The 24,406-nt window shown below is 67.9% G+C and carries 28 protein-coding genes; 16 read left to right on the top strand and 12 right to left on the bottom strand.

The window, feature by feature from the left end:
* Position 1: 1 nt before the first annotated feature.
* The gene (locus AB4879_RS25445) at positions 2–1,627 is read right to left on the bottom strand and encodes a cytochrome bc complex cytochrome b subunit (RefSeq protein WP_370509783.1); all 1,626 of its coding nucleotides are present in this window, start codon (positions 1,625–1,627) and stop codon (positions 2–4) included.
* 180 nt (positions 1,628–1,807) lie between these two features.
* Between AB4879_RS25445 and AB4879_RS25440 the strand changes: the two genes are divergently transcribed.
* From AB4879_RS25440 to AB4879_RS25430, 3 genes are read left to right on the top strand one after another with little or no spacing between them, the layout of a single operon-like run.
* Positions 1,808–2,815 (top strand): DUF3533 domain-containing protein, encoded by a 1,008-nt coding sequence (locus AB4879_RS25440; protein ID WP_233209199.1) that lies wholly within the window; start codon positions 1,808–1,810, stop codon positions 2,813–2,815.
* A 17-nt stretch (positions 2,816–2,832) separates the two neighbouring features.
* Positions 2,833–3,813 carry an MOSC domain-containing protein gene (locus AB4879_RS25435; protein WP_370509782.1) on the top strand — a complete coding sequence of 327 codons (981 nt, stop codon included), beginning with the start codon at positions 2,833–2,835 and terminating at the stop codon, positions 3,811–3,813.
* 2 nt (positions 3,814–3,815) lie between these two features.
* Positions 3,816–4,001, top strand: coding sequence for a hypothetical protein (locus AB4879_RS25430; RefSeq protein ID WP_096311505.1), 186 nt, complete (start codon positions 3,816–3,818; stop codon positions 3,999–4,001).
* A gap of 8 nt (positions 4,002–4,009) precedes the next feature.
* Here the strand turns inward: AB4879_RS25430 and AB4879_RS25425 are convergent, their stop codons facing one another.
* Both AB4879_RS25425 and AB4879_RS25420 read right to left on the bottom strand, forming a co-directional pair.
* Positions 4,010–4,966: an enolase C-terminal domain-like protein gene (locus AB4879_RS25425; RefSeq protein ID WP_370509781.1), complete on the bottom strand. Its 957-nt coding sequence runs from the start codon at positions 4,964–4,966 to the stop codon at positions 4,010–4,012.
* A gap of 12 nt (positions 4,967–4,978) precedes the next feature.
* Positions 4,979–5,875 carry a mycobacterial-type methylenetetrahydrofolate reductase gene (locus AB4879_RS25420; RefSeq protein WP_370509780.1) on the bottom strand — a complete coding sequence of 299 codons (897 nt, stop codon included), beginning with the start codon at positions 5,873–5,875 and terminating at the stop codon, positions 4,979–4,981.
* Between the two features lie 131 nt (positions 5,876–6,006).
* Here AB4879_RS25420 and AB4879_RS25415 point away from each other — a divergent pair, with 131 nt between their 5' ends.
* From AB4879_RS25415 to katG, 3 genes are all read left to right on the top strand, one after another.
* Positions 6,007–6,237 (top strand): hypothetical protein, encoded by a 231-nt coding sequence (locus AB4879_RS25415; RefSeq protein WP_370509779.1) that lies wholly within the window; start codon positions 6,007–6,009, stop codon positions 6,235–6,237.
* Between the two features lie 67 nt (positions 6,238–6,304).
* Positions 6,305–6,745, top strand: a complete 441-nt coding sequence (locus tag AB4879_RS25410) for a Fur family transcriptional regulator (RefSeq protein ID WP_370509778.1) — start codon at positions 6,305–6,307, stop codon at positions 6,743–6,745.
* 23 nt (positions 6,746–6,768) lie between these two features.
* Positions 6,769–8,967 carry a catalase/peroxidase HPI gene (katG, locus tag AB4879_RS25405; RefSeq protein ID WP_370509777.1) on the top strand — a complete coding sequence of 733 codons (2,199 nt, stop codon included), beginning with the start codon at positions 6,769–6,771 and terminating at the stop codon, positions 8,965–8,967.
* A gap of 69 nt (positions 8,968–9,036) precedes the next feature.
* On the opposite strand, the gene AB4879_RS25400 is transcribed toward katG, so the two are convergent.
* The 3 genes from AB4879_RS25400 to AB4879_RS25390 all read right to left on the bottom strand — a co-directional run bounded on the left by AB4879_RS25400 (position 9,037) and on the right by AB4879_RS25390 (position 10,766).
* The gene (locus tag AB4879_RS25400) at positions 9,037–9,348 is read right to left on the bottom strand and encodes a hypothetical protein (RefSeq protein ID WP_370509776.1); all 312 of its coding nucleotides are present in this window, start codon (positions 9,346–9,348) and stop codon (positions 9,037–9,039) included.
* Positions 9,349–9,416: 68 nt separating this feature from the next.
* A complete protein-coding gene (locus AB4879_RS25395; protein ID WP_370509775.1) occupies positions 9,417–10,274 on the bottom strand; it encodes a cytochrome c biogenesis CcdA family protein in 858 nt (285 codons plus the stop codon).
* Between the two features lie 12 nt (positions 10,275–10,286).
* Positions 10,287–10,766, bottom strand: a complete 480-nt coding sequence (locus AB4879_RS25390) for a protein disulfide oxidoreductase (protein WP_370509907.1) — start codon at positions 10,764–10,766, stop codon at positions 10,287–10,289.
* A gap of 134 nt (positions 10,767–10,900) precedes the next feature.
* On the opposite strand from AB4879_RS25390, the gene AB4879_RS25385 reads away from it, so the two are divergent.
* The 3 genes from AB4879_RS25385 to AB4879_RS25375 are packed head-to-tail and all read left to right on the top strand — an operon-like array spanning position 10,901 to position 13,847.
* Positions 10,901–11,524, top strand: coding sequence for a TetR/AcrR family transcriptional regulator (locus tag AB4879_RS25385; protein WP_370509774.1), 624 nt, complete (start codon positions 10,901–10,903; stop codon positions 11,522–11,524).
* 2 nt (positions 11,525–11,526) lie between these two features.
* Positions 11,527–12,606 carry a DUF1214 domain-containing protein gene (locus AB4879_RS25380; RefSeq protein WP_370509773.1) on the top strand — a complete coding sequence of 360 codons (1,080 nt, stop codon included), beginning with the start codon at positions 11,527–11,529 and terminating at the stop codon, positions 12,604–12,606.
* Entirely contained in the window at positions 12,603–13,847 is a 1,245-nt protein-coding gene (locus AB4879_RS25375) for a sulfotransferase (protein WP_370509772.1), read from the top strand. The genes AB4879_RS25380 and AB4879_RS25375 overlap by 4 nt, the downstream gene beginning before the upstream one ends.
* Positions 13,848–13,850: 3 nt before the next feature.
* Here AB4879_RS25375 and mug read toward each other — a convergent pair whose 3' ends face one another.
* Positions 13,851–14,372: a G/U mismatch-specific DNA glycosylase gene (gene mug / locus AB4879_RS25370; RefSeq protein WP_370509771.1), complete on the bottom strand. Its 522-nt coding sequence runs from the start codon at positions 14,370–14,372 to the stop codon at positions 13,851–13,853.
* Between the two features lie 104 nt (positions 14,373–14,476).
* Between mug and AB4879_RS25365 the strand changes: the two genes are divergently transcribed.
* The gene (locus AB4879_RS25365) at positions 14,477–15,337 is read left to right on the top strand and encodes an aldo/keto reductase (protein WP_370509770.1); all 861 of its coding nucleotides are present in this window, start codon (positions 14,477–14,479) and stop codon (positions 15,335–15,337) included.
* 11 nt (positions 15,338–15,348) lie between these two features.
* Here AB4879_RS25365 and AB4879_RS25360 read toward each other — a convergent pair whose 3' ends face one another.
* On the bottom strand, positions 15,349–15,924 hold the full coding sequence (locus AB4879_RS25360) for a restriction endonuclease (RefSeq protein ID WP_370509769.1): 576 nt from the start codon (positions 15,922–15,924) through the stop codon (positions 15,349–15,351).
* A 112-nt stretch (positions 15,925–16,036) separates the two neighbouring features.
* Between AB4879_RS25360 and AB4879_RS25355 the strand changes: the two genes are divergently transcribed.
* A complete protein-coding gene (locus AB4879_RS25355) occupies positions 16,037–16,999 on the top strand; it encodes an LLM class flavin-dependent oxidoreductase (RefSeq protein WP_370509768.1) in 963 nt (320 codons plus the stop codon).
* Positions 17,000–17,247: 248 nt separating this feature from the next.
* Complete coding sequence (locus tag AB4879_RS25350) at positions 17,248–17,601, top strand: STAS domain-containing protein (protein WP_353616973.1); 354 nt, start codon at positions 17,248–17,250, stop codon at positions 17,599–17,601.
* Positions 17,602–17,608: 7 nt separating this feature from the next.
* Here the strand turns inward: AB4879_RS25350 and AB4879_RS25345 are convergent, their stop codons facing one another.
* Entirely contained in the window at positions 17,609–18,535 is a 927-nt protein-coding gene (locus tag AB4879_RS25345; RefSeq protein WP_370509767.1) for a homocysteine S-methyltransferase family protein, read from the bottom strand.
* A gap of 127 nt (positions 18,536–18,662) precedes the next feature.
* Between AB4879_RS25345 and AB4879_RS25340 the strand changes: the two genes are divergently transcribed.
* Positions 18,663–19,160, top strand: a complete 498-nt coding sequence (locus AB4879_RS25340; protein ID WP_370509906.1) for a hypothetical protein — start codon at positions 18,663–18,665, stop codon at positions 19,158–19,160.
* Between the two features lie 8 nt (positions 19,161–19,168).
* On the opposite strand, the gene AB4879_RS25335 is transcribed toward AB4879_RS25340, so the two are convergent.
* Positions 19,169–19,948 (bottom strand): CDP-diacylglycerol diphosphatase, encoded by a 780-nt coding sequence (locus AB4879_RS25335; protein ID WP_370509905.1) that lies wholly within the window; start codon positions 19,946–19,948, stop codon positions 19,169–19,171.
* 126 nt (positions 19,949–20,074) lie between these two features.
* On the opposite strand from AB4879_RS25335, the gene AB4879_RS25330 reads away from it, so the two are divergent.
* From AB4879_RS25330 to AB4879_RS25320, 3 genes are read left to right on the top strand one after another with little or no spacing between them, the layout of a single operon-like run.
* A complete protein-coding gene (locus tag AB4879_RS25330; protein ID WP_370509766.1) occupies positions 20,075–20,479 on the top strand; it encodes a molybdopterin-binding protein in 405 nt (134 codons plus the stop codon).
* Between the two features lie 11 nt (positions 20,480–20,490).
* Positions 20,491–21,249: a molybdate ABC transporter substrate-binding protein gene (modA, locus tag AB4879_RS25325; RefSeq protein WP_370509765.1), complete on the top strand. Its 759-nt coding sequence runs from the start codon at positions 20,491–20,493 to the stop codon at positions 21,247–21,249.
* Positions 21,250–21,270: 21 nt separating this feature from the next.
* Positions 21,271–22,407 (top strand): alkaline phosphatase family protein, encoded by a 1,137-nt coding sequence (locus tag AB4879_RS25320; protein ID WP_370509764.1) that lies wholly within the window; start codon positions 21,271–21,273, stop codon positions 22,405–22,407.
* Here the strand turns inward: AB4879_RS25320 and AB4879_RS25315 are convergent.
* Together AB4879_RS25315 and AB4879_RS25310 are read right to left on the bottom strand one after the other, a co-directional pair.
* Positions 22,398–23,027: a nitroreductase family protein gene (locus tag AB4879_RS25315; RefSeq protein WP_370509904.1), complete on the bottom strand. Its 630-nt coding sequence runs from the start codon at positions 23,025–23,027 to the stop codon at positions 22,398–22,400. The genes AB4879_RS25320 and AB4879_RS25315 overlap by 10 nt on opposite strands.
* Positions 23,028–23,074: 47 nt before the next feature.
* The gene (locus tag AB4879_RS25310; protein ID WP_370509763.1) at positions 23,075–24,355 is read right to left on the bottom strand and encodes a diguanylate cyclase domain-containing protein; all 1,281 of its coding nucleotides are present in this window, start codon (positions 24,353–24,355) and stop codon (positions 23,075–23,077) included.
* Positions 24,356–24,406 lie beyond the last annotated feature (51 nt).

Genomic DNA, 24,406 nt, shown 5'->3' with positions numbered 1-24,406 from the left:
GTCACCTCTCGTTCGAGGAGCCGTTCAGCGCTTGCCGTTCCATGAGCGCGGTGCGCGCCCGCTGCTCGGCGGCGTGGGCCGCCTCGGTGAGCGCGGCGTCCTCGTCGGCCGGGTCGGCGGTGAGGAAGCTGCCCCGGCCCGGTGCGCCGCCGGAGCCGAGCTTGTTCATCCGCTTGGGCACCGGGGCGCCCTGGTATTCCAGCACGATCGGGTGGCCGTCGGCGTCGAGCGGCCCGAGCGGCTGATGCAGCTCGACGTACGCGCCGTGCGGCAGCCGCTTGAGGATGCCGGTCTCGACACCGTGCTCGAGCACCTCACGATCGCTGCGCTGCAATGCGATGGCCCAGCGGTAGGTGATGAAGAAGACCAGCGGCGGCAGCACCACCATCCCGATGCGACCGATCCAGGTCGTCGCGTTCAGCGAGATGTGGAACTGATAGGCGATGATGTCGTTCATCGCGCTGTAGGTCAGCACGATGTAGAAGGCGATCGCCATGGCGCCGATGCCCGTTCGCACCGGCGCGTCCCGTGGCCGCTGCAGCAGATTGTGGTGCGCGTCGTCGCCGGTGAACCGCTTCTCGATCCGCGGGTAGACGATGAGCAGCAGGAAGATGACGCCCATCAGGACGGCGACCGCCACCGCCGCCGGGATGGTGTGGTGGCCGATGTAGATCTCCCACGCCGGCCACAACCGGATCAGCCCGTCGGTCCACATCAGGTAGAAGTCCGGCTGACTGCCCGCCGACACCTGCGCGGGCTTGTACGGGCCGAGCTGCCAGATCGGATTGATCTGCAGCAGGCCACCCATCAAGCCGAGGACGCCGACCGTCATCGCGAAGAACGCACCGGACTTCACCGCGAACACCGGCATGACCCGCACGCCGACGACGTTCTTCTCGGTGCGGCCGGGGCCCGGGAACTGGGTGTGCTTCTGGAACCACACCAGCGCCAGATGAAGACCGATGAGCGCCAACATGATTCCGGGGAAGATCAGGATGTGGATGGCGTAGAGCCGCGGGATCAGGACATCGCCCGGGAAGTCGCCACCGAACAGCGCCCAGTGCATCCAGGTGCCGATCACCGGAATCCCCAGCGTGATCGAGGACAGCGCCGCCCGGATTCCGGTGCCCGACAGCAGATCGTCGGGCAGCGAGTAGCCGAAGAACCCTTCGAACATGGCCAGGATCAACAGCAGCGACCCGATCACCCAGTTGGCCTCGCGCGGCCGGCGGAAGGCGCCGGTGAAGAAGATCCGCGCCAGGTGCACCATGATCGCCGCGGCGAAAAGCAGCGCCGCCCAATGGTGTACCTGGCGGACGAACAGGCCGCCGCGCACCTCGAAGGTGATGTCGAGGGTGGAGGCGTACGCCTTCGACATCTCGATGCCGCGCAGTGGTTGGTACACACCGTTGTAGGTGACCTCGGTCATCGACGGGTCGAAGAACAACGTCAGATAAACGCCCGTGAGCAGCAGGACGATGAAGCTGTACAGCGCGATCTCGCCCAGCAGGAACGACCAGTGGGTGGGAAAGACCTTGTTCAACTGCCGTCGGACCGCGGCCGACGGGTGGTAGCGAGAGTCGATCGCATCGCCTTGGGATGCGGCGAGCGTGGCGGCTGATTTCATAGCGATCCTCCGAAGCTGCGCCCGGGCTGAACTGAGCAGGCGTCAGTGGTTCGGAGCCGCAGCGAGCGCGGATGGCCGCACGCACTGTCGGTCATTCTTACGTCAGACTTCTCGACGCTTGCGGTCAGCGGCCACGTCACCGAGGTAGGTTGATCTGCCATCTCAAGGACGAGGAGTGCTGTGGCCGCAGTGACCGAGGAATCGCCGGAGGCTCCCCTGCGCGGCATTCGGCGGATCCCGCTGGAGATCCGCAAGGTCGCCACGGTGCTCGCGATCGCCATCGTGCTGGCGTCGAGCTTTGCCGCGGCCTACACCGTCGCGCTGGGCCGGCCCTCCCCGCGGAACCTGCCCGTCGGCGTCATCGGGTCGACGGCCGACACCGCACCGTTCGAGAAAGCGTTGCGCACCAACCGCAATGAGTTCGACGTCCACGAGTACGCGACCCGGGACGCCGCGGTCGCCGAGATCAATCAGCAACGCATCACCGCCGCCATCGACGCCACGTCGAAACCGCCGCAACTGTTGTTGTCCAGCGCCAGCGATCCGTCGGGGACGCGCGCGCTGATCCAGCTGGACCAGACGCAACCGGGACAGTTCATCCTGCCGATCGTCGATCTGCATCCGTTGCCGCCGTCCGACCCGGCGGGGCTGGCCACCTTCTATCTGGTCATCGCCGCCACGATCCTGGGCTTCATCACGATGTTCCAGCTGCGGGCCAACGTCAAAACGCTGACCTTGCGCCGCTGGCTGCTCAGTATGGCGGTGCTCGCCGTCGTCGGCGGCGCGGCTTTGGCGGTGGTGACCGGCCCGGTGTTGGGCGCGCTGAGCACACCGTTTGCTCAGCTGTGGTTGCTGGTCTCGGTCCAGATCGCGGTCGCCGCGTCGTTCAACTCGACCATGCTGGTGCTGATCCACCGGTGGGCGATCATCCCGACCTGGCTGGTGTTCATCCTGCTGGGCAACACCTCGTCGGGCGGGGCGGTGTCGGCGTCGCTGCTACCCCAGCCGTTCGCGTTCTTCAACCATGCGTTGCCCAGCGGCGCGACGGTGTCGGCGATCCACGCCGCGACCTACTTCCCGCACAACCAGCGGCCGCTGCCATTCATCGTGCTGGGGCTGTGGTTGGTGGTCAGCTTGGCTGCCCTGATCGTGGCGTCCCGGACGCTTCGCCGTTCACCGGCGGAGTGAGGTTCTAGGCTGGGTGGATGATTCAGGCCGGCCGTATCACCTCGATCTGGCGCTATCCGGTGAAGTCGATGCAGGGCGAGCAGGTCACCGAGGCCGAAGTCGGCGACCTGGGCGTGCACGCCGACCGGACGTGGGCGGTGCGTGATGTCGAGTCCGACGCGACCACCAGCGCCAAGCGACTGCCCGGCCTGTTGTGGTTGACGGCGCGCTACGCGCAGCCACCCGGCCCCGATGCCGGGCCGGGTCACGCACCGGAGGTGTTGATCGGCTTCCCGGACGGTACCGAAGTGTCGAGCTCGGATCCGGCTGTGCACCAGACACTCTCGCGGTACCTCGACCATGAGGTGGAACTTCGGCCGCTGCCGCCGATCGACCGTCGCAGTGAATACCGCGCGCCGATGGCCACCAAGACCGACCTGCGCACGATCTTCGGACTCGACGACGACGAGCCACTGCCCGATCTGTCGATGTTCCCGGTGCGCAAGCTTGCGGAGATCAGCCGCTATGCGACGCCGGTCGGCAGCTATGTGGACGCCTATCCCGTGCACATCATCACCGAGCAGAGCCTGGCCACCCTCGGGTCGTTGGCGCCGGACTCCGATTTCGACGTGCGACGGTTCCGCCCGACGCTCGTGGTGGACTCCCCCAGCGCCGCGGCCCACCCGGAATGGGAGTGGTGCGGCGGACGCCTGCACGCACCGCACGCCGAGCTTGCGCCGATGATCCCGACCATTCGCTGCGTGATGCCGTCCCACGAGCAGCCCGAACTCAAGCGGGACAAGGAGATCACCCGCACCATCGCCGCGCACACCCGCCGCTGCTTCGGCGTCTACGGCAATGTCACCCGCGCCGGCCGAATCGCCGAAGGTGATGTGCTGCACCTGAATCCGCCGAACCGGACCGCGCTGAGCGCCACCGCCGGCGGCGGCGCGGCGACAGTGAAGCGGGCCGTCATGCGTGCGGTGTCGGCGGCCATGCCCAGCGGAAAGAAGGGGTGACCATGCGTCACGTTGTCGGAGGTCTCGGCGTGCTGGTCGCGCTGTTCGGAGTGTTGTTCACCCTGCAGGGGTTCGGGGCGGTTCAGGGCAGCCCGATGAGCAACACCACGACGTGGTCGGTGCTCGGGCCGATCGTCGTGTTGGTCGGCGTCGTACTGGCCGTCGCGGCCTGGCGCCCGCGGCGCTGACGCGCGACTCAGAGGAGTTCGCGGGCGGTCCGCAGCCGCTCGCGCCACCACGCGATGCTCTCGACATCGTCGAGGGTGAATTGCGCGATGCGATCCGGGTCTGGCGCCGGGGCCGATGGCGCCACCGGCAGGTACCCGTCGGCGGTGATCAATGTGCGGCCGGCGGGCACGATGTCGCCGGCCAGGGCCGCGGCGGTGCCCAGCCCGCAGGCGAAGGAAAGCTCGGGCAGCACACCGGCCAACGCCAAGCCGCTGGCCAGCCCCATGCTGGTTTGACCGGCGCCGGACACCACAACGGGTAGGTCGCATTTCTCGGCGAACCGCAATGCTCGGCGCACGCCGCCGAGCGGTGCGGCGTCCAGCACCACGATGTCGGCGACCTCGGACATGGTCAGCCCGTCGCTGCTGAGGTCGGAGACGTCGACCGCGACCCGCACGTCGATCCGGCGCCGCAGCGCGGCCAGCTCTCGCGCGGTCGCGCACGGCTGCTGCACGAACTCCAGACCGCCGGCCGCGGTGTCGAGCCCGGGGATCGTCGCGGCGGCGGTGTCGATGTCCCAGCTTCCGTCGACCAGGCAACGGATCGACGCGTCCGGTCCGAGTGCTGAGCGCACCGCCGCGAGCCGGTCGGCATCGTCGGGCAGACCGCTGACCATCACGTCGGCCGCATGACACCCACTGCCGGCGGCGATCGCGGCCGCCTCCTCGGCTCCCACCGCGGGCACCGCGACCGCGACCGGTACGCGGCCGCGCATCGGGTCCGGCCAGCCGACCGTTCCGCCTTCGATGGCCGCGGTCAACCAGCGGGCCGCTACCAGATCACTGCCGGTGCGCGGCGGGCAGAACTCACCCCAGCCCTGCGGGCCTTCGAGCAGCATTCCCTCGCAGCCGCCGAACCCGCGATAGCCCGCACGCGCCGGGATCGCGAAAATCGGTGCGCCGTCGAAGTCGATCATTTCCTTCATGGGCCGCGACTGTCAGGATGCGGATGTCGGCGACCAGTACGCCAGCATCTCCGCGAAGGTGTCGAAGGCCGGGCGGGACATCCCGTAGGTGGCTTCGAAGTGGATGCTCAGCGGGAACCCGAGGTCGGCGACGCCGTCGATGACCCGCTTGTAGAGGTCCACCAGCAGCTGCCGTTTGACCTGCGGCTCACTGTCGGCGAGTGTGCGGACGAAGTCCTGCTCGGCGGCGACAGCGGCATTGCCAGGGTCTTGGATGAGCCAGTTGATCAGCCCCACCCGGGACTCGACCTTCGGCACGAAACCGAACGACAGCAGAATCTCCGGGCGGTAGTCGGTGGTGGCCGCGAACTCGGTCAAAAAGCCGACGATCGCGTCGGAGTAGAGCAGCTGCGTCATCCCGTAGGTGGCGCCCCGGCCGCACTTGAAACCGAACCGGCCGGCCTCCTCGGCCCGGGTCGGAATCAGGATCGCGCCGCGATTGGGGACCAGTTCGGAGAAGATCGTCAGCGCGTCGGTGGGTGCCACACCGGCGCCCTCGCCGTCGTTCATGGTCCGCGGAACACCGACGAACGCCACGCCTTCCATGCCCGCGTCGAGCAGGGCGGTCAGACGGCTGACCAGCGTCGGCTCGTCCATGAAAGCGGTCACCTGGGTGCACAATCCGCGCACACCGGGCAGCTCCGGCGAGATGCGGGACCAGTAGTCGAGCACATCGAGCTTGGGCTTCATCTCGACCGGACGGCCGCTGTCCTCTTCGATCATCCCGGGGATCATCACGTGCCGGATCCGGCCGTCCAGTCCGGTCTCCGCGGACAGCTGCACGACCTTGCGCGCTTCCTCCAGCATCTCGTCCGGCGTGCGGTCGACGTTGGGCGGCACGAGTTCGAGCGCAACGGTGTTGAGGGGCACGAAACTGCTCCTGACGAGACGACTGATTTCCGGGTGCGGTCCGAGGTGGCCGCCGGACGCGATCCGCCGATCACCATACAGAAAGCGCGGTCGCGGCCTTACTTCGCCGCCAAACGCGGTAGCTTTCAGCGATGCAGGGTCCCAGGAGAGCGATCTGGCTGGTCACGCTGGCCGGCGTGGGTGTCGTCGCGTTCCCGGCATGCGGATCCACGGACAGTGCTCCGGCACCCGCTCCGTCGAGTTCGTCGGTGCAGCCCACCAGCAAGGCCACCCTGCCCGGGCCGAACAGCTTCAGCCCGGCCCCGATTGCGCCGCTGAACCCCACTGTCAGTCCCAAAAACGACCCCGCCCAACGCCCCTGAACAGGCCCGCAGGATTCATTTCGGGACAACTCTTGACTGGTTCCAGAAAAGAGACGACTATCAAAACGTGACCTCCGTCTCGGATCTCTCCGACCAGCTGCGGGCAGCGCAGCTGCGGGTCACCCGCCCTCGTCTGGCGGTACTCGACGCAGTGCACACGCACCCGCACGCCGACACCGACACCATCTTCGGAGCCGTCCGCACCGGCCTGCCCGACGTGTCCCGGCAGGCGGTGTACGACGTGCTGCACGCCCTGACCGCGGCCGGCCTGGTGCGGCGCATCCAGCCGTCGGGCTCGGTGGCCCGGTACGAGGCGCGGGTGGGCGACAACCACCACCACGTGGTGTGCCGATCGTGCGGTGTCATCGGCGACGTCGACTGCGCCGTCGGCGAGGCGCCCTGTCTGACGCCGTCTGAGCACAACGGTTTCGTGCTCGACGAAGCCGAGGTCATCTACTGGGGACTATGTCCCGACTGCTCACCGAATGAACCTTCTGCGATCGCATAAGTGATCACAGCCCAATCACCCCAATGAAATATGGAATGGAAAGGCAAAAAGTGTCCGAGAGCGAGAATCCGGTCATCGACGCGCCGGAGCCGAAAGCCCACGGCCCCCGCACCAATCAGGATTGGTGGCCGAATCAGGTCGACGTCACCAAGCTGCACCCGCACTCGCCGTACTCCAACCCGCTCGGCGACGACTTCGATTACGCCACCGAATTCGCCAAGCTCGACCCCGAGGCGCTCAAGGCTGACCTCCTTTCGGTGATCACCACCTCGCAGGACTGGTGGCCCGCCGACTACGGCAGCTACGCCGGCCTGTTCATCCGGATGAGCTGGCACGCCGCGGGCACCTACCGCATCTTCGACGGCCGCGGTGGGGGCGGTCAGGGCATGCAGCGGTTCGCCCCGCTCAACAGCTGGCCCGACAACGCCAACCTGGACAAGGCGCGCCGCCTGCTGTGGCCGGTGAAGAAGAAGTACGGCAACAAGATCTCCTGGGCCGACCTGCTGGTCTTCGCCGGCAATGTGGCGCTGGAGTCAGCCGGCTTCAAGACCTTCGGTTTCGGCTTCGGCCGCCCCGACATCTGGGAGCCCGAAGAGATCCTGTTCGGCGAGGAAGACGAGTGGTTGGGCACCAACAAGCGCTACTCCGATGAGCGCACGCTGGCAGAGCCGTACGGCGCCACCACCATGGGTCTGATCTACGTCAATCCCGAAGGGCCGGAGGGCAATCCGGATCCGCTGAAGGCTGCCATCGATATCAAGGAAACGTTCGGCCGGATGGCGATGAACGTCGAGGAGACCGCGGCGCTGATCGTCGGCGGGCACACGCTGGGCAAGACCCACGGTGCCGGCTCCGACGAGGGCATGGGACCTGAGCCCGAAGGCGCCCCGATCGAGCAGCAGGGTCTGGGCTGGAAGTGCCCGTTCGGTTCGGGCAAGGCCGGCGACACCATCACCAGCGGCCTGGAGGTGGTGTGGACCACGACCCCGACCAAGTGGAGCAACTCGTTCCTGGAGATCCTCTACGGCTACGAGTGGGAGCTGGTCAAGAGCCCGGCGGGGGCGTGGCAGTTCCAGGCCAAGGACGCCGAGGCGATCATCCCCGATCCGTTCGGCGGCCCGAACCGCAAGCCCACGATGCTGGTCACCGACGTCTCGATGCGGGTCGACCCGGAATTCGGTGCGATCACCCGGCGCTGGCTCGACCACCCCGAGGAGCTCAACGAGGCGTTCGCCAAAGCCTGGTACAAGCTGTTGCACCGCGATCTGGGTCCGATCACCCGCTACCTGGGCCCCTGGGTTGCCGAGCCGCAGCTCTGGCAGGATCCGGTGCCGCCGGTACAGGGTGAGCTGATCGACGACTCCGATGCCGCCACGCTGAAGGCCAGGATCCTGGAGTCCGGCCTGACGGTTCAGCAGCTGGTCAAGACGGCATGGGCGTCGGCGTCGAGCTACCGCAACACCGACAAGCGCGGCGGCGCCAACGGCGCCCGGCTGCGGCTGGAGCCGCAGCGCAGCTGGGAGGCCAACGAGCCCGCCGAGCTGGCCAAGGTGCTTCCCGTGCTGGAGAAGATCCAGCAGGAGTTCAACGCCGCGGGTGGCAAGACCGTGTCGCTGGCCGACGTGATCGTGCTCGGCGGCAACGCCGCGATCGAGAAGGCGGCCAAGGAGGCCGGCTATGCGATCGACGTGCACTTCGCACCCGGCCGCACCGACGCCACGCAGGAGCAGACCGACGTCGAGGCGTTCGCGGTTCTCGAGCCGCGCGCCGACGGGTTCCGCAACTATGTGCAGCCCGGCGAGAAGGCTGCCTTGGAGGAGCTGCTGATCGAGAAGGCCTACCTGGTGGGTGTCACCGCTCCGGAGATGACGGTGTTGCTGGGCGGGCTGCGGGTGCTCGGCGCCAACCACGGCGGCACCAAGCACGGCGTGTTCACCGACCGGGTCGGCGTGCTCTCGAACGACTTCTTCACCAACCTGCTCGACATGGGCACGCAGTGGAAGCCGTCGGAGAACTCCGAGAACGTCTACGAGGGCACCGACCGGACCACCGGTGCGCTCAAGTGGACGGCGACCGCCAACGATCTGGTGTTCGGTTCGAACTCGATCCTGCGCGCCCTGGTCGAGGTCTACGCCCAGGACGACAACGCCGGCAAGTTCGTCGAGGACTTCGTCGCGGCATGGGTCAAGGTCATGAATGCCGACCGGTACGACCTGACCTAGATCTGTTGCCGTAAGCGAAACCCCGCGGGCACTGCCCGCGGGGTTTCGTCGTGGTGGTGTGTGGTGTGGCTAGCGACAGCCGCCGGCGCTGACCCAGCGGCCGTTGTAGCCCACGCAGCCGGTCACCGGCGGCGGTGGTGGCGGCGGTGGCGGCGGGTAGTCCTCCGGCAGCGGCGCGTAGTACGACGGCGGCGGCACGTAGGGCGCCATCACGTCGGACAGGTTGGCACATCCACTGACCGTGACCCGGCGGCCCGCGCTGGCGCAGACGTCGGCGTTTGCCTGACCGCTGGGCTGGATCGTCACGATCGCGGCGGGCACTCCGGTGAGCGCCAGGACTGCCGCCCCGGCAGCCCCCCAGGTTCGCATCTGTCGCTTCATCGCGTCCCCTTTGGTTGCATCGAACGTGCTGCGGAGTATATCCACGCGCGACGGACGGATTCGGGCGATCAGCGCCGCTGGTGACGGCTGCGCCGAACCCTGACCACCGCGGCCGCCGCGATCAGCCCCGCCAGCACCACGACCCACGTCCAGGCGCTGGTGCGGTAGACCCAGCCGGCCACCGCACCCTGCAGCCGGCCGGCGGCGGCGATCACCGGGTCGGCCGGATCCCCCTGCGCGCTGAACAACCGGATCTCGTAGAGGCCGTAATAGCTCACGTAAGCCCCCACCGCGATCAGCACGATGCCGCTGATCCGATTGATGTAGGGCAACAACCGGCGCAGCCGGTCCACCAAAGCCGTACTGGTCAGGGCGATTCCGACGGCGAGCACACCGACGACGAGAGCAAGCCCGGCGGCGTAGGCGGCATAGACGAGCACTCCGTCAACAGCAGAACCGGCACGCAGCGTGGCTCCGGTGACCGCGAGGAACGGCCCGATGGTGCACGACAGCGACGCCACCGCGTAGCCCACGCCGTAGCCGAACATCGACCCCAGCCGCGCCGTCGGCGCGCCCCGCCAGCTCGGCCCGGTCGGCCCCCAGGTCAATTCCCGGCCCATGACCAGCCAGATGCCAAGGGCGACAAGGACTATCCCGATCCCAATCGTCGCGTAAGGCAGGTAGCGTTGGACCGCGGTGGCGACCGGGACGGTCAGCAACCCGAACAGGCCGAACACCGCGAGGAAGCCCAGCGCCATCGCCGCGGTGGCCGCCAGCGCACGCCCAACCGCGGCGGTGCGGCCGGGATCGGCGTCCTCCCCACGGACCACCAGTGTCAGGTAGGCCGGCAGCATCGCGAAACCACACGGGTTGAGCGCAGCCACCATCCCCGCGGCCAATGCCAGGCCGGTCAGATTCGCATCCACTTTTTCGAAAGCTCAGGACACCAGCGCCTGCACCCGGTCGCTGAGCTCCTGCTCCGACATCGCCGAGGTGGGGTTGTTGACGAACGTGGACGAGCCATCGGGACGCAGGAACACATACGCGGGCTGCCATGGCACGTTGAACCGCGCCCAGATGGATCCGTCGGCGTCGTTGAGGTTGGTGAAGTTCAGGTTGTACTTCGACACGAAGGCCTGCATCTGCCCAGCATCGGAACGCGCGGCGACGCCGACGAAGGTCACCTTGGGATTGGCCGCGGCGACCTGGCTGACGTTGGGGGCTTCGGCGTTGCAGAACGGGCACCACGGCGTCCAGAACCAGAGGACCGCCGGCTTGCCCTGCAGGCTCACGCCGTTGAACGGTGCGCCGCTCAGCGTCGTGCCGGTGAACGCCAGTTGGTCGTCGGCGCCGGCCGTCGGCGGCGCCGCGACCGCGATGCTCAGCGCCGAGAGCACCACGGCCAGCGCTCGAAGCATGACTTTCATGGCATGACCTCCTGGCCGTCGGGGCGCCTCCATTGTGTAAGCACGATTCCCGGGGGTGAACCGGTTCAACCCCGACGTCACACTTTGTTGACAAAGTTACGTGACGTAACGGAACATAATTCTCGATGACGGCTCCCGATCGCAATGAGGCGGCAGCGCCAGAACCGGTTCGAGGCCGGCCGCGGGACCCGCGCACCGACTCCGCGATCATGGCGGCCACCCGCCGACTACTCACCGACGTCGGCTACGACCAGGTGACCATGGAGTCGATCGCCCGGGCCGCCGGTGTCAGCCGCCCGACCATATATCGCCGTTGGCCGTCCAAGGCCCATGTCGTTTTCGAAGCGGCATTCGGAATCGACGGTGGCACAGCCGAACTGCCGCGGTCGGGCGACTTCGAAACCGATCTGCGGGAATTCGTTCGCGGCGCGGTCGCCTTCTGGCGCGAGCCGGTGGTCGAGGCCGCGACGTTGGGCATCCTCGCCGAACGGCGCCGAGACTCCGAATTGCACATTCGCACACAGCAATTGCTCGACGACAAGATTCGGGCCGAGCTCGCCGCATTGGTTCGGACCGCCGCCACCCAAGGGGTGGTGCGCGCCGACGTCGACACCGACACGTTGTTCAACGTGCTGGTCGGCACCACGTTCTACGGCGCCCTGGTCGACGGGCGGGCCGACACCGACCACCTCGTCGACACCCTGTGCTCTCTGATCATGCATGGCGCCCAAGCACGAGAAAAGGACTGAACATGGCAGACGATGAATTGTCGACCGCTTTCCACGAGTTGCTCGACGAACTCGGCGGGATCGAACGCAAGTTCCTGGCCAGCGATCCACCACTGCCCGAAGCCGACATCCTCGACGGGTATCGGCTCACGTTCAGCCTGCTGCGCGTCGCCGTCGACACCTATGTCTGGGGAGACAAGGACAATCCGCGGTTCGTCGACGTGATCGGCCCCTATCAGCGGTGGGGCGGCGACAACTCGGACGCGTTCTATCAACTCGCGCCGATCGACCCCACCCGCACCTACCGGGTGACCGGCAACCGGGGCGATTCGGTCTACCTGTCGATCACCGTCTACGGCGGACCCGACGACGGCCACTACAGCAACCGCATCGTCGGAACGCTGAACGACCGCTCCCTGCAATTCGACGCCGACGGCAACTTCGACTTCACCATCAGCCCCGACCCGCAAGCGGGTGCGTGGCTCGAGCTGGAGGACGACGCCGTCGTCGCACTGACCCGCGATTACCTGGACAACCCCGAAACAGATCGCCGGGCGCAGTGGAAGATCGAGGCCATCGATCCCCCGGCCCGCAAGCACGACGATCGCGCCGACCTCGTCCGCCGGCTGCGCGCCGCACGAACCTGGCTCGCCGAGCAGTACTCATTCATCCCCACCAAGGTCGAGCCGGCCAACGAGATCGCCGAGCCCTACCCGGTTCCGCAGCAGACCTACGGGTGGGCCGCCGGCGACGCGGCGTACGCGATGGGCGCCTACGAGCTGCAGCCCGGCCAGGCACTGATCATCGACGGCACCTCGCCGGAGTGCGTGTTCTGGAATCTGTGCCTGTGGAATCCGTTCCTGCACACCTACGACTACACCTACGAGCGGGTCACGATCAACGGCGCGCACGTCACCTACGAACCCGACGGGTCCTGGCGAATCGTGGTGAGCGACACCGATCCCGGCCACCCCAACTGGGTGTCGACGGCGGGGCGCACCAAGGGCCTGATCTGGCTGCGCTGGTTCCTGCCCGAGGAAACCCCGAAACGGCCCAGCTGCCGGGTCGTCGACGTCACTCAGGTCGCCGGGGGTCTGGCATGACCGCCGACGTGCAGCGCCCCCAGCCGATCAGGTTGACCGACCTGGCGCAGCCGGTGTTCCCCGAGGCCGCCCAGCCGATCCGGGACGCGCTCGCCGGTTACGGATCCATCCTCGAGCTGACCTCAGAAGCGCTGCTCGACACGGCAACCCAACGCACCGGGCTGACCGGGTGGGGTGACGACAGCTTCCGGGAACGACTGGACGTCTTGACCGCGTCCCTGCGCGATGAGGCCGGGCTCTCCGACGTCGGGGTGGCCGTGGTCTTCGAGCAGCTGGTCGGCAACCTGGTCAACCGGCTGCGGCTGGAAGCACTGATCGCCGAGCACCCCGAGATCGAGGACATCGAGATCGCCCGGCCGATCATCATCTGCGGGCTGCCCCGCACCGGCACTACCCACCTGCACAACCTGATCGCCGCCGACCCGAACATCCGCTACCTGCCCTACTGGGAGAGCCTGGAACCCTTCCCCGCTCCCGGTGAAGAGGACCAGGCACGCCGCGACCGATGCACGGCGGGACTCGACCTGATCGAGACGACGATGCCGGAGTTCAAGCGGATGCACGACATGACCGTCGACCATGCGCACGAGGAGATCCAGCTGCTGGCCAACGACATCTCCGGCATGCTGTTCGAGACCACCTACTATCTGCCGTCGTTCGCCGCGCACTACAAATCCCATGACCAGGGGCCGTCGTACGCCTACCTCAAGCGTCAGCTGCAGGCCATGCAGTGGCTGCGTGGCGGCACCCGCTGGGTGCTGAAGTCGCCGCAACACCTCGAGCAGTTCCCCACCCTGTACGCCACCTTTCCCGACGCGACTTTCGTTGTGACGCATCGGGATCCGGTCGAGGTGACGCGGTCGATGGTCACCATGATCGCCTACGCCTCGCGGATGGCCAGCGCCCAGCCGGATCCGGTGATGATCGCGCGGTACTGGCTCGACCGGGCCGACGACCTGTTCAGCGGCTGCCTGCGCGACCGCGACGTGCTCCCGGCCGATCAGTCGATCGACGTGCGGTTCACCGACTTCATGGCCGACGAGGCCGGCACCCTGGCGGCGATCTACGCGGCGGCCGATCAGCCGTTCGACGACGAGGTGCGAACCGCCATGGCCGAGTTCATCGCCGAGCATCCCCGCGGCCGCCACGGCGAGGTGATCTACGACCTCGCCGATGTGGGACTCGACGGCGACGAGGTCGCCGTGCGGCTGGGCGCCTACCGGGACCGGTTCGTCGGCTGAGGCCTACCCGTCTGCGCCGGCTCGGACGAAAGCATGCAGTTCGGCGTAGGCCGCGACGAGCGCCTCGGTGGTGAACCGCCTGTTGCGGCCACTCGGGTTGGGCAGCACCCACGCGATCGAGCCGGCCACCGGGGCAGATTGCCGGCCCCAGCTCACCGCCGGGGTGCCGAGCACCACCGAAATTGCCGGCTTACCCAGGAACGCCAGCACGCGCGGCGATACCGCACGCATCGTGGACTCGAACGACAACACCGCCTGCTGAATCTCGAGCGTCGACACTTCGCGTGCACTCGACGTCGGCCGCGCTACGACAGCCGTTATGCCACAACCGTATTGCAGAAGTGTGCGCTCCTCGGCTGCCGACAACCGCCGGTCGGTGAACCCTGCCAGGTGGATCACCGACCAGAACCGATTGGTGGGGCTGGAGAAGTTGTGGCCGTCGGCCGCTGCCGTCAGCGCCGGATTGATACCGCAGAAGACGACATCCAGACCGCGGGCAAGGATGTTGGGCTGATACGTCGTCATCAAGAAGGAGTGAACCACGGACCGGAAATCCGCGCCGTCGATGGACAGGCCCGGGTACCGATGCCAGGCTCGAGGTAGACCCCACCCACGATGAACGGAGCACCATGACGAACGCGGCAGCGGCCGGCACCATCACCATCGGCGATCTGACCGTGAACAGGCTCGGCTTCGGATCGATGCGACTCACCGGCCAAGGTGTCTGGGGTCCGCCGAAAGATCACGACGAATCCGTTCGAGTCCTGCGTCGCGCGGTCGAGCTGGGCGTCAACTTCATCGACACCGCCGATTCCTACGGTCCCTACATCGCCGAAGAACTGATCCACGAGGCTCTTCATCCCTACCCGGACGACGTGGTGATCGCCACCAAGGCCGGGCTGCTCCGCACGGGTCCGGACGTCTGGATACCGCTTGGCAATCCCAGCTACCTACGCCAGGAGGTCGAACTCAGCCTGCGCCGGCTCGGCGTCGACACCATCGACTTGCATCAACTGCACCGCATCGATCCGAACTTCCCGCTCGAGGACCAGGTCGGCGAACTCGCGAAATTGCAACAGGAGGGCAAGATCCGGCACATCGGGCTCTCGGAGATCGACGTCGACCAACTCAGGGCCGCCAGGAAGATTGCCCCGATCGTGTCGGTTCAGAACCTCTACAACCTGACCACCCGCACGGCCGAACCTCTGCTGGAGGAGGCCGAAGCCGAATCCATCGCGTTCATCCCGTGGTTCCCGCTTGCCGCCGGTCCGCTGGCCGACACCGACGGTCCGTTGGGTTCCCTGGCCTCAGACCACGGCGCCAACCCGTCCCAGCTCGCGCTGGCCTGGCTGCTGAAGCGCTCCCCGGCGATCGTGCCGATCCCCGGCACCTCACGCGTCGACCACCTGGAATCGAACGTCGCCGCCGCCGAGATCGAACTGACCGAGGAGGAGTTCCGGGCGATCGACGCGGCTACCGCAGCCGGCTAGCACCCACGAGTTCAGCGCCGAACCCGCGACCACCGCGCCAGGCGGGTGCGGTCGACCAGCACGCAACCGTGGACCTCGGCGAGTTGCTGAGCGGCCCTGGTGTACCGGTGATTGGACACCACCATGGTCGCCGTGCAGTCATGGACGGCCGCGCCTGCGACGACCTGCTGGATAGCGGAGCCGTTGACCACCCGGCTCTGCCGCTTGCACTGCACCGCGGTGCGGGTGTCGTCCCGGGTCGCGATCAAATCCACACCGAAATCACCGGTGGCCCTGGTGATTTCGACTGTATAGCCGAGACCTCGCAGCACCGCGGCCACGTACTGCTCGAACTCCACGCCGGTCATGGCGTCGACGGCAGCCTGCCCGGTGGCGCGGTACAGCGCATCGCGCCGGAGATCTCGGCGGTGATCCAGCCAGGCCAGCAGTGCGCGCCACGCACTCACCGCGACCGCCACCGCGCTCAGCGCGGCCAGCACCCACCCCAGGCTGTTGAGCATGCCGACGAACCCCAGCAGCGCGGTGGCGACCACCCACAGTCCCAGCCACTGCAATGCCGTCGTCACCGCGGCCGAGCCCTCGCGCACGCCGTCACCGTAGCGACGGCCGCCGACAGTCCTTTCCGGCGACCGAGCACAGCGGCCAAATCGTGACCAGTTCGCATCGAGTTTGGCGCAGTCACGGCAATACAGTGCTCAGATGCTTGCAATTCTCCGCTTCAATTTCGCCTCTCCAGGAGGAGATCCGGGCGTCCAGGGTGAATTGCTTTCGGCTGCAATGGAGTTGGCGCAGTTCGGTGACCGGCACGGAATCGCCGCGATCAGCGTCGACGAACATCACGTCACCGGCCACGGCTGGAGCTGCAATCCGGTGATGATCGCGGGGATGTTTCTGGCCCGCACGGCCAACATCTTCGCGAGCATCGACTGCGCGCTGGGACCGTTGTGGAACCCCGTGCGCATGGCCGAGGACATCGCGCTCGTCGATGCCATGAGCCGCGGCCGGTTGCACACCACGGTCGGTCTGGGCTACCGGGAAGAGGAGTACCGGGCCCTCGGGGTGGACTTCGGCCGGCGCGGCGAACTCATGGATCAATTGCTGGAGACCATGCTGGCGGCCTGGACCGGAGACACCGGCGTCGTGTCGGGCACCTGGACCACGCCGCACCCTCCGCTCTATGTCGGCGGCGGCGTTCGGGCCACCGTCCGGCGGGCGGTGCGGTTCGGTCTGCCGCTGAGCCTGCCCGACCATCGGCCCGACCTCGCGGAGTACTACTCCGAACTGTGCCGGGAGGCCGGCCTTCAGCCGTTCGTCCTCATGCCGCCCGCGGTCAACCGCGGAATGATCTATCTGCACGAAGATCCCGAGCGGGCGTGGGCCGAACTCGGTAGCCACATTCTGTGGGAGGCGGTCACCTACGGGGCGTGGTCCGACGACCCGTCGCGGTCGTCCATGCACCTGCCGGGTGTGCAGACCTTGGCTGAGGTCCGGGCCTCCGGCAGGTACCGGTTCCTCACTCCCGACCAGCTGATCGACGAGGTCCGGGGATCGGCAAACTACGGCCCGATCGTGATGCATCCGCTGGTTGGCGGTATGCCGGTGGAGGAAGCGTGGAAGTCCGTAACCCTGCTTACGGATGATGTTCTGCCCGCCCTCCGGTAGCCGCCACGTGGCCGGCGTTGCCCGATTTCGGGGGGTGGATCCGAAAGTTGGGTTCTTACCAAGGATTTAGCCACTGCTCCCGGTGACCTTAAATTTGCGGCATAACGTTTGGGTCAAGTTGAGGCGGTCTACACCCGTCACACACGCAACAGGACCGAAATGAGGCACCCATGTCGAGCTTCACGTCGCGATACGGCAACCCCGCTGTCGACTACGAGGGCGCCCACGTTCGAGCACACTCTCGGCACATGGCAACGGTTGTCGCAGTCAGCGGACGGATCGATTCGGTGAACGTCGACCGGGTCACCGAATGCGCCAAGCGGCTGGTCCTCGGCGAGAAGCCGTTCGTTCTGGACCTGTCCGGTGTGAGCTCCTTTACTCCGCAGGCGATCCGGTTGCTATGCGATATCGACGATGTCTGCGCCGTCGCCGGCGTGGAATGGGCCGTGGTCGGCAGCGACGCGGTGAACCGCCGCCTGCGCAGGGACAGCGATGTCGTGTTCCCGGTCGTGGGTTCGGTCGCCGAGGCGGAGCACGAGTTCGACGACGCGGTTCTCAACCGTCGTCGCCTGCTGCTTCCGCTGCTGAGCAAGACCGCCTGACCCTCCGTCACCGGGTGAGCAGCGCCCCGAGGGCGCGCAGATGTTCGTCGGTGGTGCCGCAACACCCGCCGACGATGGCAACCCCGTAACTGCGCCGGATGTCGTCCATGGCGGCGGCGAATTCGGCGGGCGGGTCGCTGTCGACATGGTCCAACGCCACCAACTCGGCGGGGCTCAGCGCCGACCCGTTCGCCTTCACCTCGCTGATCCGGTCGACCGCATCCCCGCTCGCTTCGAGGGCGCGGGCGGCGACCGTCGGATGGATGCACGACAGTGAGAAATAGGTGGGCGCCGCGGCGTCGTCCACCTGCCGGATCGCCTGGTCCAGCGGGGTTCCATCCAAGACTCGGGTGTCCGGACCGAGCACCCACGACACGACGAACGGCAATCCGGTTCGGGCCATCGCCCGGGCCGCACCGACCGCCTCGCCGACCGCGGGGAAGGTGGCCGCGAAGATGAGATCCACCCCGGCCTCGGCCAGGGCGTCGATCTGCGGCCGGTGGTAGTCGACGGCCGCAGATTCCGACGGCGCCTCGGCGGGCCGGTAGGCGTCGCCGGCCGGGCCGAGCACCCCGGCAATCCATACCGGCGGGCCGGTCTGCCCGGCCAGCAGCTGGTGGTGGAAGGCGACCGCGGCGGTGTTGAGCCGCCGGACGGCCGCGGTGTCGCCGAGGCCGGCGCGGCGGGTGTAGTTCAGGCTCGCCCGGAACGTGGGTGTGCCGATCACCAGCGGCACACCGCTCGAGGTCGCCGCCTCGAGATAGCCGCGGTAGATCGCGCGCAAGGCCGCCTCACCCTGCCGGTTGCCGAGCAACCCGGCGACCTGCACATCGGGATCCATCACGATCGGTGTCTCGAACATGACACGGGTCTCGATCGCGCCGTCGGTGAGCACCGGAATCCCGCTCGCGACGGCGTCGGTGAAGCTGGGCATAGCTGACGTTAACGCAGTCCGGACCGGCCTGACCCGGCGCCGGGTTACCCTAGTTGACGTGGGTCGAATAACACATGTGATCGCGATCAGTGCGCTGGCGGTCGCCGCCGGCGTCGTCGGCGGAGGTATCGCAGCCGCCGACCCGACCACCGCCCCGGCGCCGTCGCCGTCGCCGACCGGGCCCGCACCCGGTCCGGTCGACGCGTCAGCCCCGACATCCACGCCCGGTGCGACACCGACGCCGGAACCCGGCGCTGCCCCGGCCGGTGCGCCGAAGTCCACCATCGACAGCGACGGCACCTACAAGGTCGGTGTCGACATTGTGCCGGGCACCTACGCATCGGCAGGACCCGTCGAGGGCGGTGCGTGCTACTGGAAGCGCACCGGCGGACCCGACGGCCAAACCAACGTCGACAACGCGCTGACCAAGAAACCGGCGGTGGTCCAGATCGATCCGGGCGACGCCACATTCAAGACCGACGGCTGCCAGCCGTGGACGCTGACCGATCAGCAGCCGCCGGCTCCGGCGGGACCGTTGCTCTCCCAGCTTCAGCTGCGCCATGCTCTTGACACCCTCAACGGGATGGCGGGGGCGTCCGGCCAGGGGCAGATGCCGCCGTACTGAGCCGTCGGTTATTTCGCGGTGCTGGGCGTCGCCGGAAGGGTCGGCGGGCAGGAGTCGTGATCCTGCAACTCTTCGCCGCCGGCATTTCCGGTGTCGTCGGCGCGGTCAGCCAAGATGACGAAGCCCGGCCGGCCCGCGTCGTCGGTGGCACCGACCACCACCAACGTGTACTCCCCCATATCGTCGCGGGCGCCGTCGATGCCGTCGGCGAGGAGGGTGAACGGGTTGGCGTCGAGATCGGTGCCGTCGACGGTCCTCGCCCAGTAGGTGTGACCGCTCAGCGGAACCGGGACCGGTGCCCACGTCGCGCCGATGGCACCGGCCGCCGCGCGCAGCGCGTCATGGACGTCGGCGCGCAGACAGTCGATGTGGATGTGCAGCTGGTTCTGCGTCCGCGCGGTCGCCGAGTTGATGGCCAGACTCATCCAGTCTCGCGGGATGGTTCCGCCGGCCCGCTGCTCGACGAACGACCGGGACTCCCATGCCGCGCCAAAGTAGTTGGTGGCGTTGGGCGCCACTAGCCCGGGGCTCTCGATACCCGGGATCCGGGCGGTCGGGATCAGCAGATACTGGCGGTCTCCGACAATGTCCTTGAGCACCGCGTAACCGCCGCTCTCTCCGCGGCCGAGGTCGACGCGGGAACACGGGGCCGGGTCGTGATGCAGCTGAACATCGACGACGCACTGGTCGTGGACGATCCGCCACAACGCATTCGGATCGGCGTTGGCCGTCTGCGGCGCGAGCAGGCCCAGCACCAGTGCCGCGGCCAGCGGTGCGCTGCCGCGCATGAGTCGCACGGCGACACCCTACGACGCGGACGCAACCGCGCCGACCGATGCACCGCTTTTCCGTATCTGCGGATAGAACCGCACAGTGACTCCGCAAACGCGGGTGGAATCGACTAGAGTTCGGCCGTGCCGATGCTACGAATCCGAGAGGCCGCCGAGCTCCTCGGCGTCAGCGACGACACCATCCGGCGCTGGATCGACGACGGCGCCCTGCCGACCGGCAGCGACCAGTCCGGCCGCAAGACCGTCGACGGAGCAGCGCTGGCCGCGCACTCCCGCAAGAGCGCCGCCGCGGGCCCGAAGGACCCGCTGTCGGTCGCCAGCTCCGCCCGCAATCGGTTCGCCGGGCTGGTCACCAGAGTGGTCACCGACACGGTGATGGCCCAGGTGGAGATGCAGTGCGGGCCGTTCACCGTCGTCTCGCTGATGAGCAGTGAGTCCGTGCGGGACCTGAACCTCGAACCAGGAAGCGTTGCGGTGGCGGTCATCAAGGCCACCACCGTCATCGTCGAAACGTCAGGACCGAAGTGATCACACGTCTGATGCCGGCACTAGCCGCCGGTCTGCTTCTCATCGCGGGCTGCGGTTCCTCGGCACAGCAACCGTCCACGCCGACTTCGCCGGGCAACCAGAAGATCATCGTCTTCGCCGCCGCGTCGCTGAAGACAACCTTCACCGCGATCGGCGATCAGTTCAGCAAGGACAATCCCGGTGCCTCCGTGGAGTTCTCGTTCGCGGGCTCCTCGGATCTGGTGACCCAGCTGACCCAAGGCGCTCCCGCCGACGTCTTCGCCTCCGCCGACACCAAGAACATGGACAAGGCCCGCCAAGCCGGACTGCTCGCCGGGGCGCCGGTCGATTTCGCCTCCAACACCTTGACCATCGCCGTCGCCCCCGGAAACCCGAAGGGCATCAAGACGTTTCAAGACCTTGCCAAACCGGGCCGCACCGTCGTGGTGTGCGCCCCGCAGGTGCCGTGCGGTTCGGCCACCCAGAGCGTCGAGAACACGACCGGAGTGAAGCTGGCTCCGGTGAGCGAGGAGTCCTCGGTCACCGACGTGCTCAACAAGATCACCAGCGGTCAGGCCGACGCCGGGCTGGTCTATGTCACCGACACCGCGGCCGCGGGCGACAAAGTTCTGGCGGTGTCGTTCCCCGAAGCGGCAGGGGCGGTCAACACCTATCCGATCGCAGCCCTCAAGCAGTCCGGCAATCCCACTCTGACAGCCAAATTCGTGGATCTGGTCACCAGCCCGGCCGGGCAGGCGATCCTGACGAAAGCCGGTTTCGGCAAGCCCTGAGGACATGGCAGGCTCGATGCCGTGAACCTGCCATACCTCGATGCCGACATCCCCCACCTGGCCGACGTGGTGCCGTCGGTGTTGGCCGCGATGGGCGTGGCCGGCTTCGAACCGCGTATCCAGTTGCCCGGACCCGTCGCCGGAGCGTGCGTCCTGCTGATCGACGGACTGGGCGCCGAGTTGCTCGACACCTACGCCGCCGACGCCCCGGTGCTGGCCGGGTTGCGCGGCCGCACTCTGCATGTGGGCTTTCCATCGACCACCGCGGCCGGATTGGCGGCGGTGGGCACCGGCCTGCCGTCGGGCGGTCACGGCATGGTCGGCCTGTCCTTCCGGCTGCCCGAGGTGGGCATCATCAACGCATTGCGGTGGCGTCCGCACCCGTGGGGCGACGACGCACGCGACCGCGCCGTCCCCGAGGAAATCCAGCCGCTGCCAACGAATTTCGAGCGCGCCGCATCAGCGGGCATGGCGGTCAGTGTGATCTCCGGCGCGGAGTTCACCGGCTCCGGGCTCACCCGGGCGGTGTTGCGCGGCGGCCGCTACGTCGGGGTGATCGGAGTCGGTGATCTGGCAGCCGAAGTCCGCGCCACGGTCGCCGGCGGTGGCTTCTGCTACGGCTACCACGCGGATCTCGACCTGATGGGCCACCTCTACGGACCCGGACATCCGGCCTGGCGGATGGAGCTACGGCAGGTCGACCGGCTGGTGGAGTCCGTCGTGGAGGCACTGCCGGCCGGCGGGCTGCTCGCGGTGGTCGCCGATCACGGCATGGTGGCTGTCGACGGCGCGGCCACCGTGGACCTCGACGCCGCCGCCGATCTGCTCGAGGGTGCGGCGGCGATCGGCGGCGAGGCGCGGGCCCGTCATGTCTACGTGCGCGACGGCGCCGGCGCGGACGTCCTGGCCACCTGGAGCGAGACGCTGGCCGAGCACGCCTGGGTGGTCTCGCGCGAGGAGGCGATCACCGCGGGCTGGTTCGGTGACGCAGTCACCGACCGGGTGCGTGCCCGCATCGGCGACGTGGTGGCCGCCACCCGCGACCGCGCCGCGCTGGTGCGACGGACGGCCGAGCCGATGGAGTCGGCACTGATCGGCCAGCACGGTTCGTTGACCGGCGCCGAACAGCGGGTGCCGCTGCTGCTGTCCTACGGCTGAGCGTCGTCGGCGGCCAGCAGTTCGTCGGCGGGCGCGTCCCACCGGTCCAGGTTGACCGCGGCCGACAGCGGTCGGCGCCGCAGCGGCCCGTGCCTGCCCCGCGGCCAGCCGACGACGACGTGGCCGGCGATCAGCCAGTCGTCGGGCACGCCGACCGCCTCGCGCAACAGTTCCGCACCGCCGTACGACGCCCAACCGGTGGGGCAGGCGCCGAGCCCTTGAGCGCGGGCAGCGAGCAGGAAGTTCTGCATCGCCGGGAAGATCGATCCGCCGAGCAGCAGCTCCGAGGCGGTGGGATAGTGCTGCTGGGCGAACAGCACTGAGGTGAATTCCCCTGCGCGGTCGTGCAATTCGTAGGTCGCGCGGTTGTTGCGAGCCTGCCTGCCGGTGTCGTCCGGCGCGGGCCGGCTCATCCCGTACACCGGCTCGATGACCTCGAGTGCGCGGGCGGCCGCTTCGGCGACCACCGCCCGCTGTTCGGGCGAACGCAGCACCACGAATCGCCAGCCCTGGGCATTGGCACCCGACGGCGCCCAGGTCGCGGCCTGCAGGCAGCGGCTCAGCGTCACGTCATCGACCGGCTCGGAGGTGAACCGCCGGATGGTTCTGGCCGTCGACATGACATCCCAGATATCGCTGCTGATTGCCTTCACGGTGAGACGGTCTATCAGACGTCGCGGTCGCCACCGACGGCGGACTGGTGAAGGCGTGCCTTGTGCCGGTACATGTCGATGTCGGCCTTGCGGATGAGGTCCTCGGCGGTGTCGGCGTGCCCCCACGTCCACCCCACCGATGCGGTGAGGTCGAACTCGCTCGAGTCGGCGGCGTAGCGGCCGGTCAGCGCGGAGTGCACGGCCACCGACAGAGCGCGCACCTCCGCGTCCCGCGCGGCCTCCGGAAGCAAAACCACGAACTCGTCACCGCCGAGGCGGTACGCCGAATTAGGTTCCTCGACAGCGTTACCCAGGCGGCGAGCCACCTCGGCGAGGACGACGTCACCGGTGGCGTGCCCGTGCGAGTCGTTGACATGCTTGAAGCCGTCCAGGTCGATGAAGATCATGCCGACCGGCGTTCCCGGCCTGGCGCTCTGGTGTTGTGCGACGCGACTGACCAGAGCTCGGCGGTTGTACAGCCCGGTGAGCTGGTCGGTCACGGCCAGCCGGGCCAGTTCGGCTTCGGCGCTCCGCCGCGCGGTGACGTCCTGGAACTGCGCGATGATCAGGTCTTCGGCACCCGGTAACCGGCCGGGCACCAGGACCGCGCTGCGCTGCATCCAGATCACACTCCCGTCGCGACGGATGTAGCGGCGCTCGGAGGAGACCTGGGTGACGGTGCCGGCCAGCAGCGCTGCCATCTCCTCGTCACCGGCAGCGACGTCGTCGGGGTGGATGAGCTCGCGGTAGTCGCGGCCGACCAGTTCGTCGGCGTCATACCCGGTCAACGCGCACAGCGCCGGGTTGGCGAGCAACAACTCGCCGGTGGTCATCCCGACCGCTTTTCCGTAGGGGGCGTTGGCCATGCTGATCTCGAACAGCCGTCGCGCATCGTCGAGGGTCCGCTCGGCCTGCGCCTCCGCGGTGAGGTCGGTGCCCTGGACATAGAAGCCGTGCACGTCGCCGTCGACGATGTTGGGGATGTAGGCAAGCAGCGTGCGACGGGTGACCCCGCCGAGGCCGACGATCTCACGCTCGAACAGCTGCTCGCGGCCGGCGAGGGCGCCCATGATGTAGGGCAGATTCAGCGCGTAGACGGTCTCGCCCACCACCTCGCGGATATGCCGGCCGTGCACCTGGTGCGGCGCCATCGCGAAGTACTGCAGGTAGGCATCATTGGCAATCCTGTTGCGTAGATTGCGATCCCAATATCCGACGATGCCCGGCAGATGGTTGATGAGTTGCCACAGTTGCCGGAGTTCGTCGTCAGGGCCCGGCTGCTCGGCCGACGCCACCCTTTACCCCTCGATGCGCTTCTGGTGAGTCGTGTCCTGTTGTGTCAAAAC

Source organism: Mycobacterium sp. SA01, from assembly GCF_041287105.1.
GTDB lineage: Bacteria > Actinomycetota > Actinomycetes > Mycobacteriales > Mycobacteriaceae > Mycobacterium.
Note: the sequence above shows the minus strand (reverse complement) of the source record. Positions and strands in the feature narration are given on the sequence as shown.

Bases quoted from the DNA above. Each gene is read 5' to 3' on its own strand.
- AB4879_RS25335 (WP_370509905.1), bottom strand. From the start codon at position 19,948: ATGCGCGGCAGCGCACCGCTGGCCGCGGCACTGGTGCTGGGCCTGCTC.
- katG (WP_370509777.1), top strand. From the start codon at position 6,769: ATGAAATATGGAATGGAAAGGCAAAAAGTGTCCGAGAGCGAGAATCCG.
- AB4879_RS25390 (WP_370509907.1), bottom strand. From the start codon at position 10,766: ATGCTTCGAGCGCTGGCCGTGGTGCTCTCGGCGCTGAGCATCGCGGTC.
- AB4879_RS25445 (WP_370509783.1), bottom strand. From the start codon at position 1,627: ATGAAATCAGCCGCCACGCTCGCCGCATCCCAAGGCGATGCGATCGAC.
- AB4879_RS25345 (WP_370509767.1), bottom strand. From the start codon at position 18,535: ATGCCCAGCTTCACCGACGCCGTCGCGAGCGGGATTCCGGTGCTCACC.
- modA (WP_370509765.1), top strand. From the start codon at position 20,491: ATGCCGGCACTAGCCGCCGGTCTGCTTCTCATCGCGGGCTGCGGTTCC.
- mug (WP_370509771.1), bottom strand. From the start codon at position 14,372: ATGACGACGTATCAGCCCAACATCCTTGCCCGCGGTCTGGATGTCGTC.
- AB4879_RS25425 (WP_370509781.1), bottom strand. From the start codon at position 4,966: ATGAAGGAAATGATCGACTTCGACGGCGCACCGATTTTCGCGATCCCG.
- AB4879_RS25315 (WP_370509904.1), bottom strand. From the start codon at position 23,027: ATGTCGACGGCCAGAACCATCCGGCGGTTCACCTCCGAGCCGGTCGAT.
- AB4879_RS25385 (WP_370509774.1), top strand. From the start codon at position 10,901: ATGACGGCTCCCGATCGCAATGAGGCGGCAGCGCCAGAACCGGTTCGA.
- AB4879_RS25430 (WP_096311505.1), top strand. From the start codon at position 3,816: ATGCGTCACGTTGTCGGAGGTCTCGGCGTGCTGGTCGCGCTGTTCGGA.
- AB4879_RS25365 (WP_370509770.1), top strand. From the start codon at position 14,477: ATGACGAACGCGGCAGCGGCCGGCACCATCACCATCGGCGATCTGACC.
- AB4879_RS25375 (WP_370509772.1), top strand. From the start codon at position 12,603: ATGACCGCCGACGTGCAGCGCCCCCAGCCGATCAGGTTGACCGACCTG.
- AB4879_RS25355 (WP_370509768.1), top strand. From the start codon at position 16,037: ATGCTTGCAATTCTCCGCTTCAATTTCGCCTCTCCAGGAGGAGATCCG.
- AB4879_RS25380 (WP_370509773.1), top strand. From the start codon at position 11,527: ATGGCAGACGATGAATTGTCGACCGCTTTCCACGAGTTGCTCGACGAA.
- AB4879_RS25400 (WP_370509776.1), bottom strand. From the start codon at position 9,348: ATGAAGCGACAGATGCGAACCTGGGGGGCTGCCGGGGCGGCAGTCCTG.
- AB4879_RS25350 (WP_353616973.1), top strand. From the start codon at position 17,248: ATGGCAACGGTTGTCGCAGTCAGCGGACGGATCGATTCGGTGAACGTC.
- AB4879_RS25435 (WP_370509782.1), top strand. From the start codon at position 2,833: ATGATTCAGGCCGGCCGTATCACCTCGATCTGGCGCTATCCGGTGAAG.
- AB4879_RS25415 (WP_370509779.1), top strand. From the start codon at position 6,007: ATGCAGGGTCCCAGGAGAGCGATCTGGCTGGTCACGCTGGCCGGCGTG.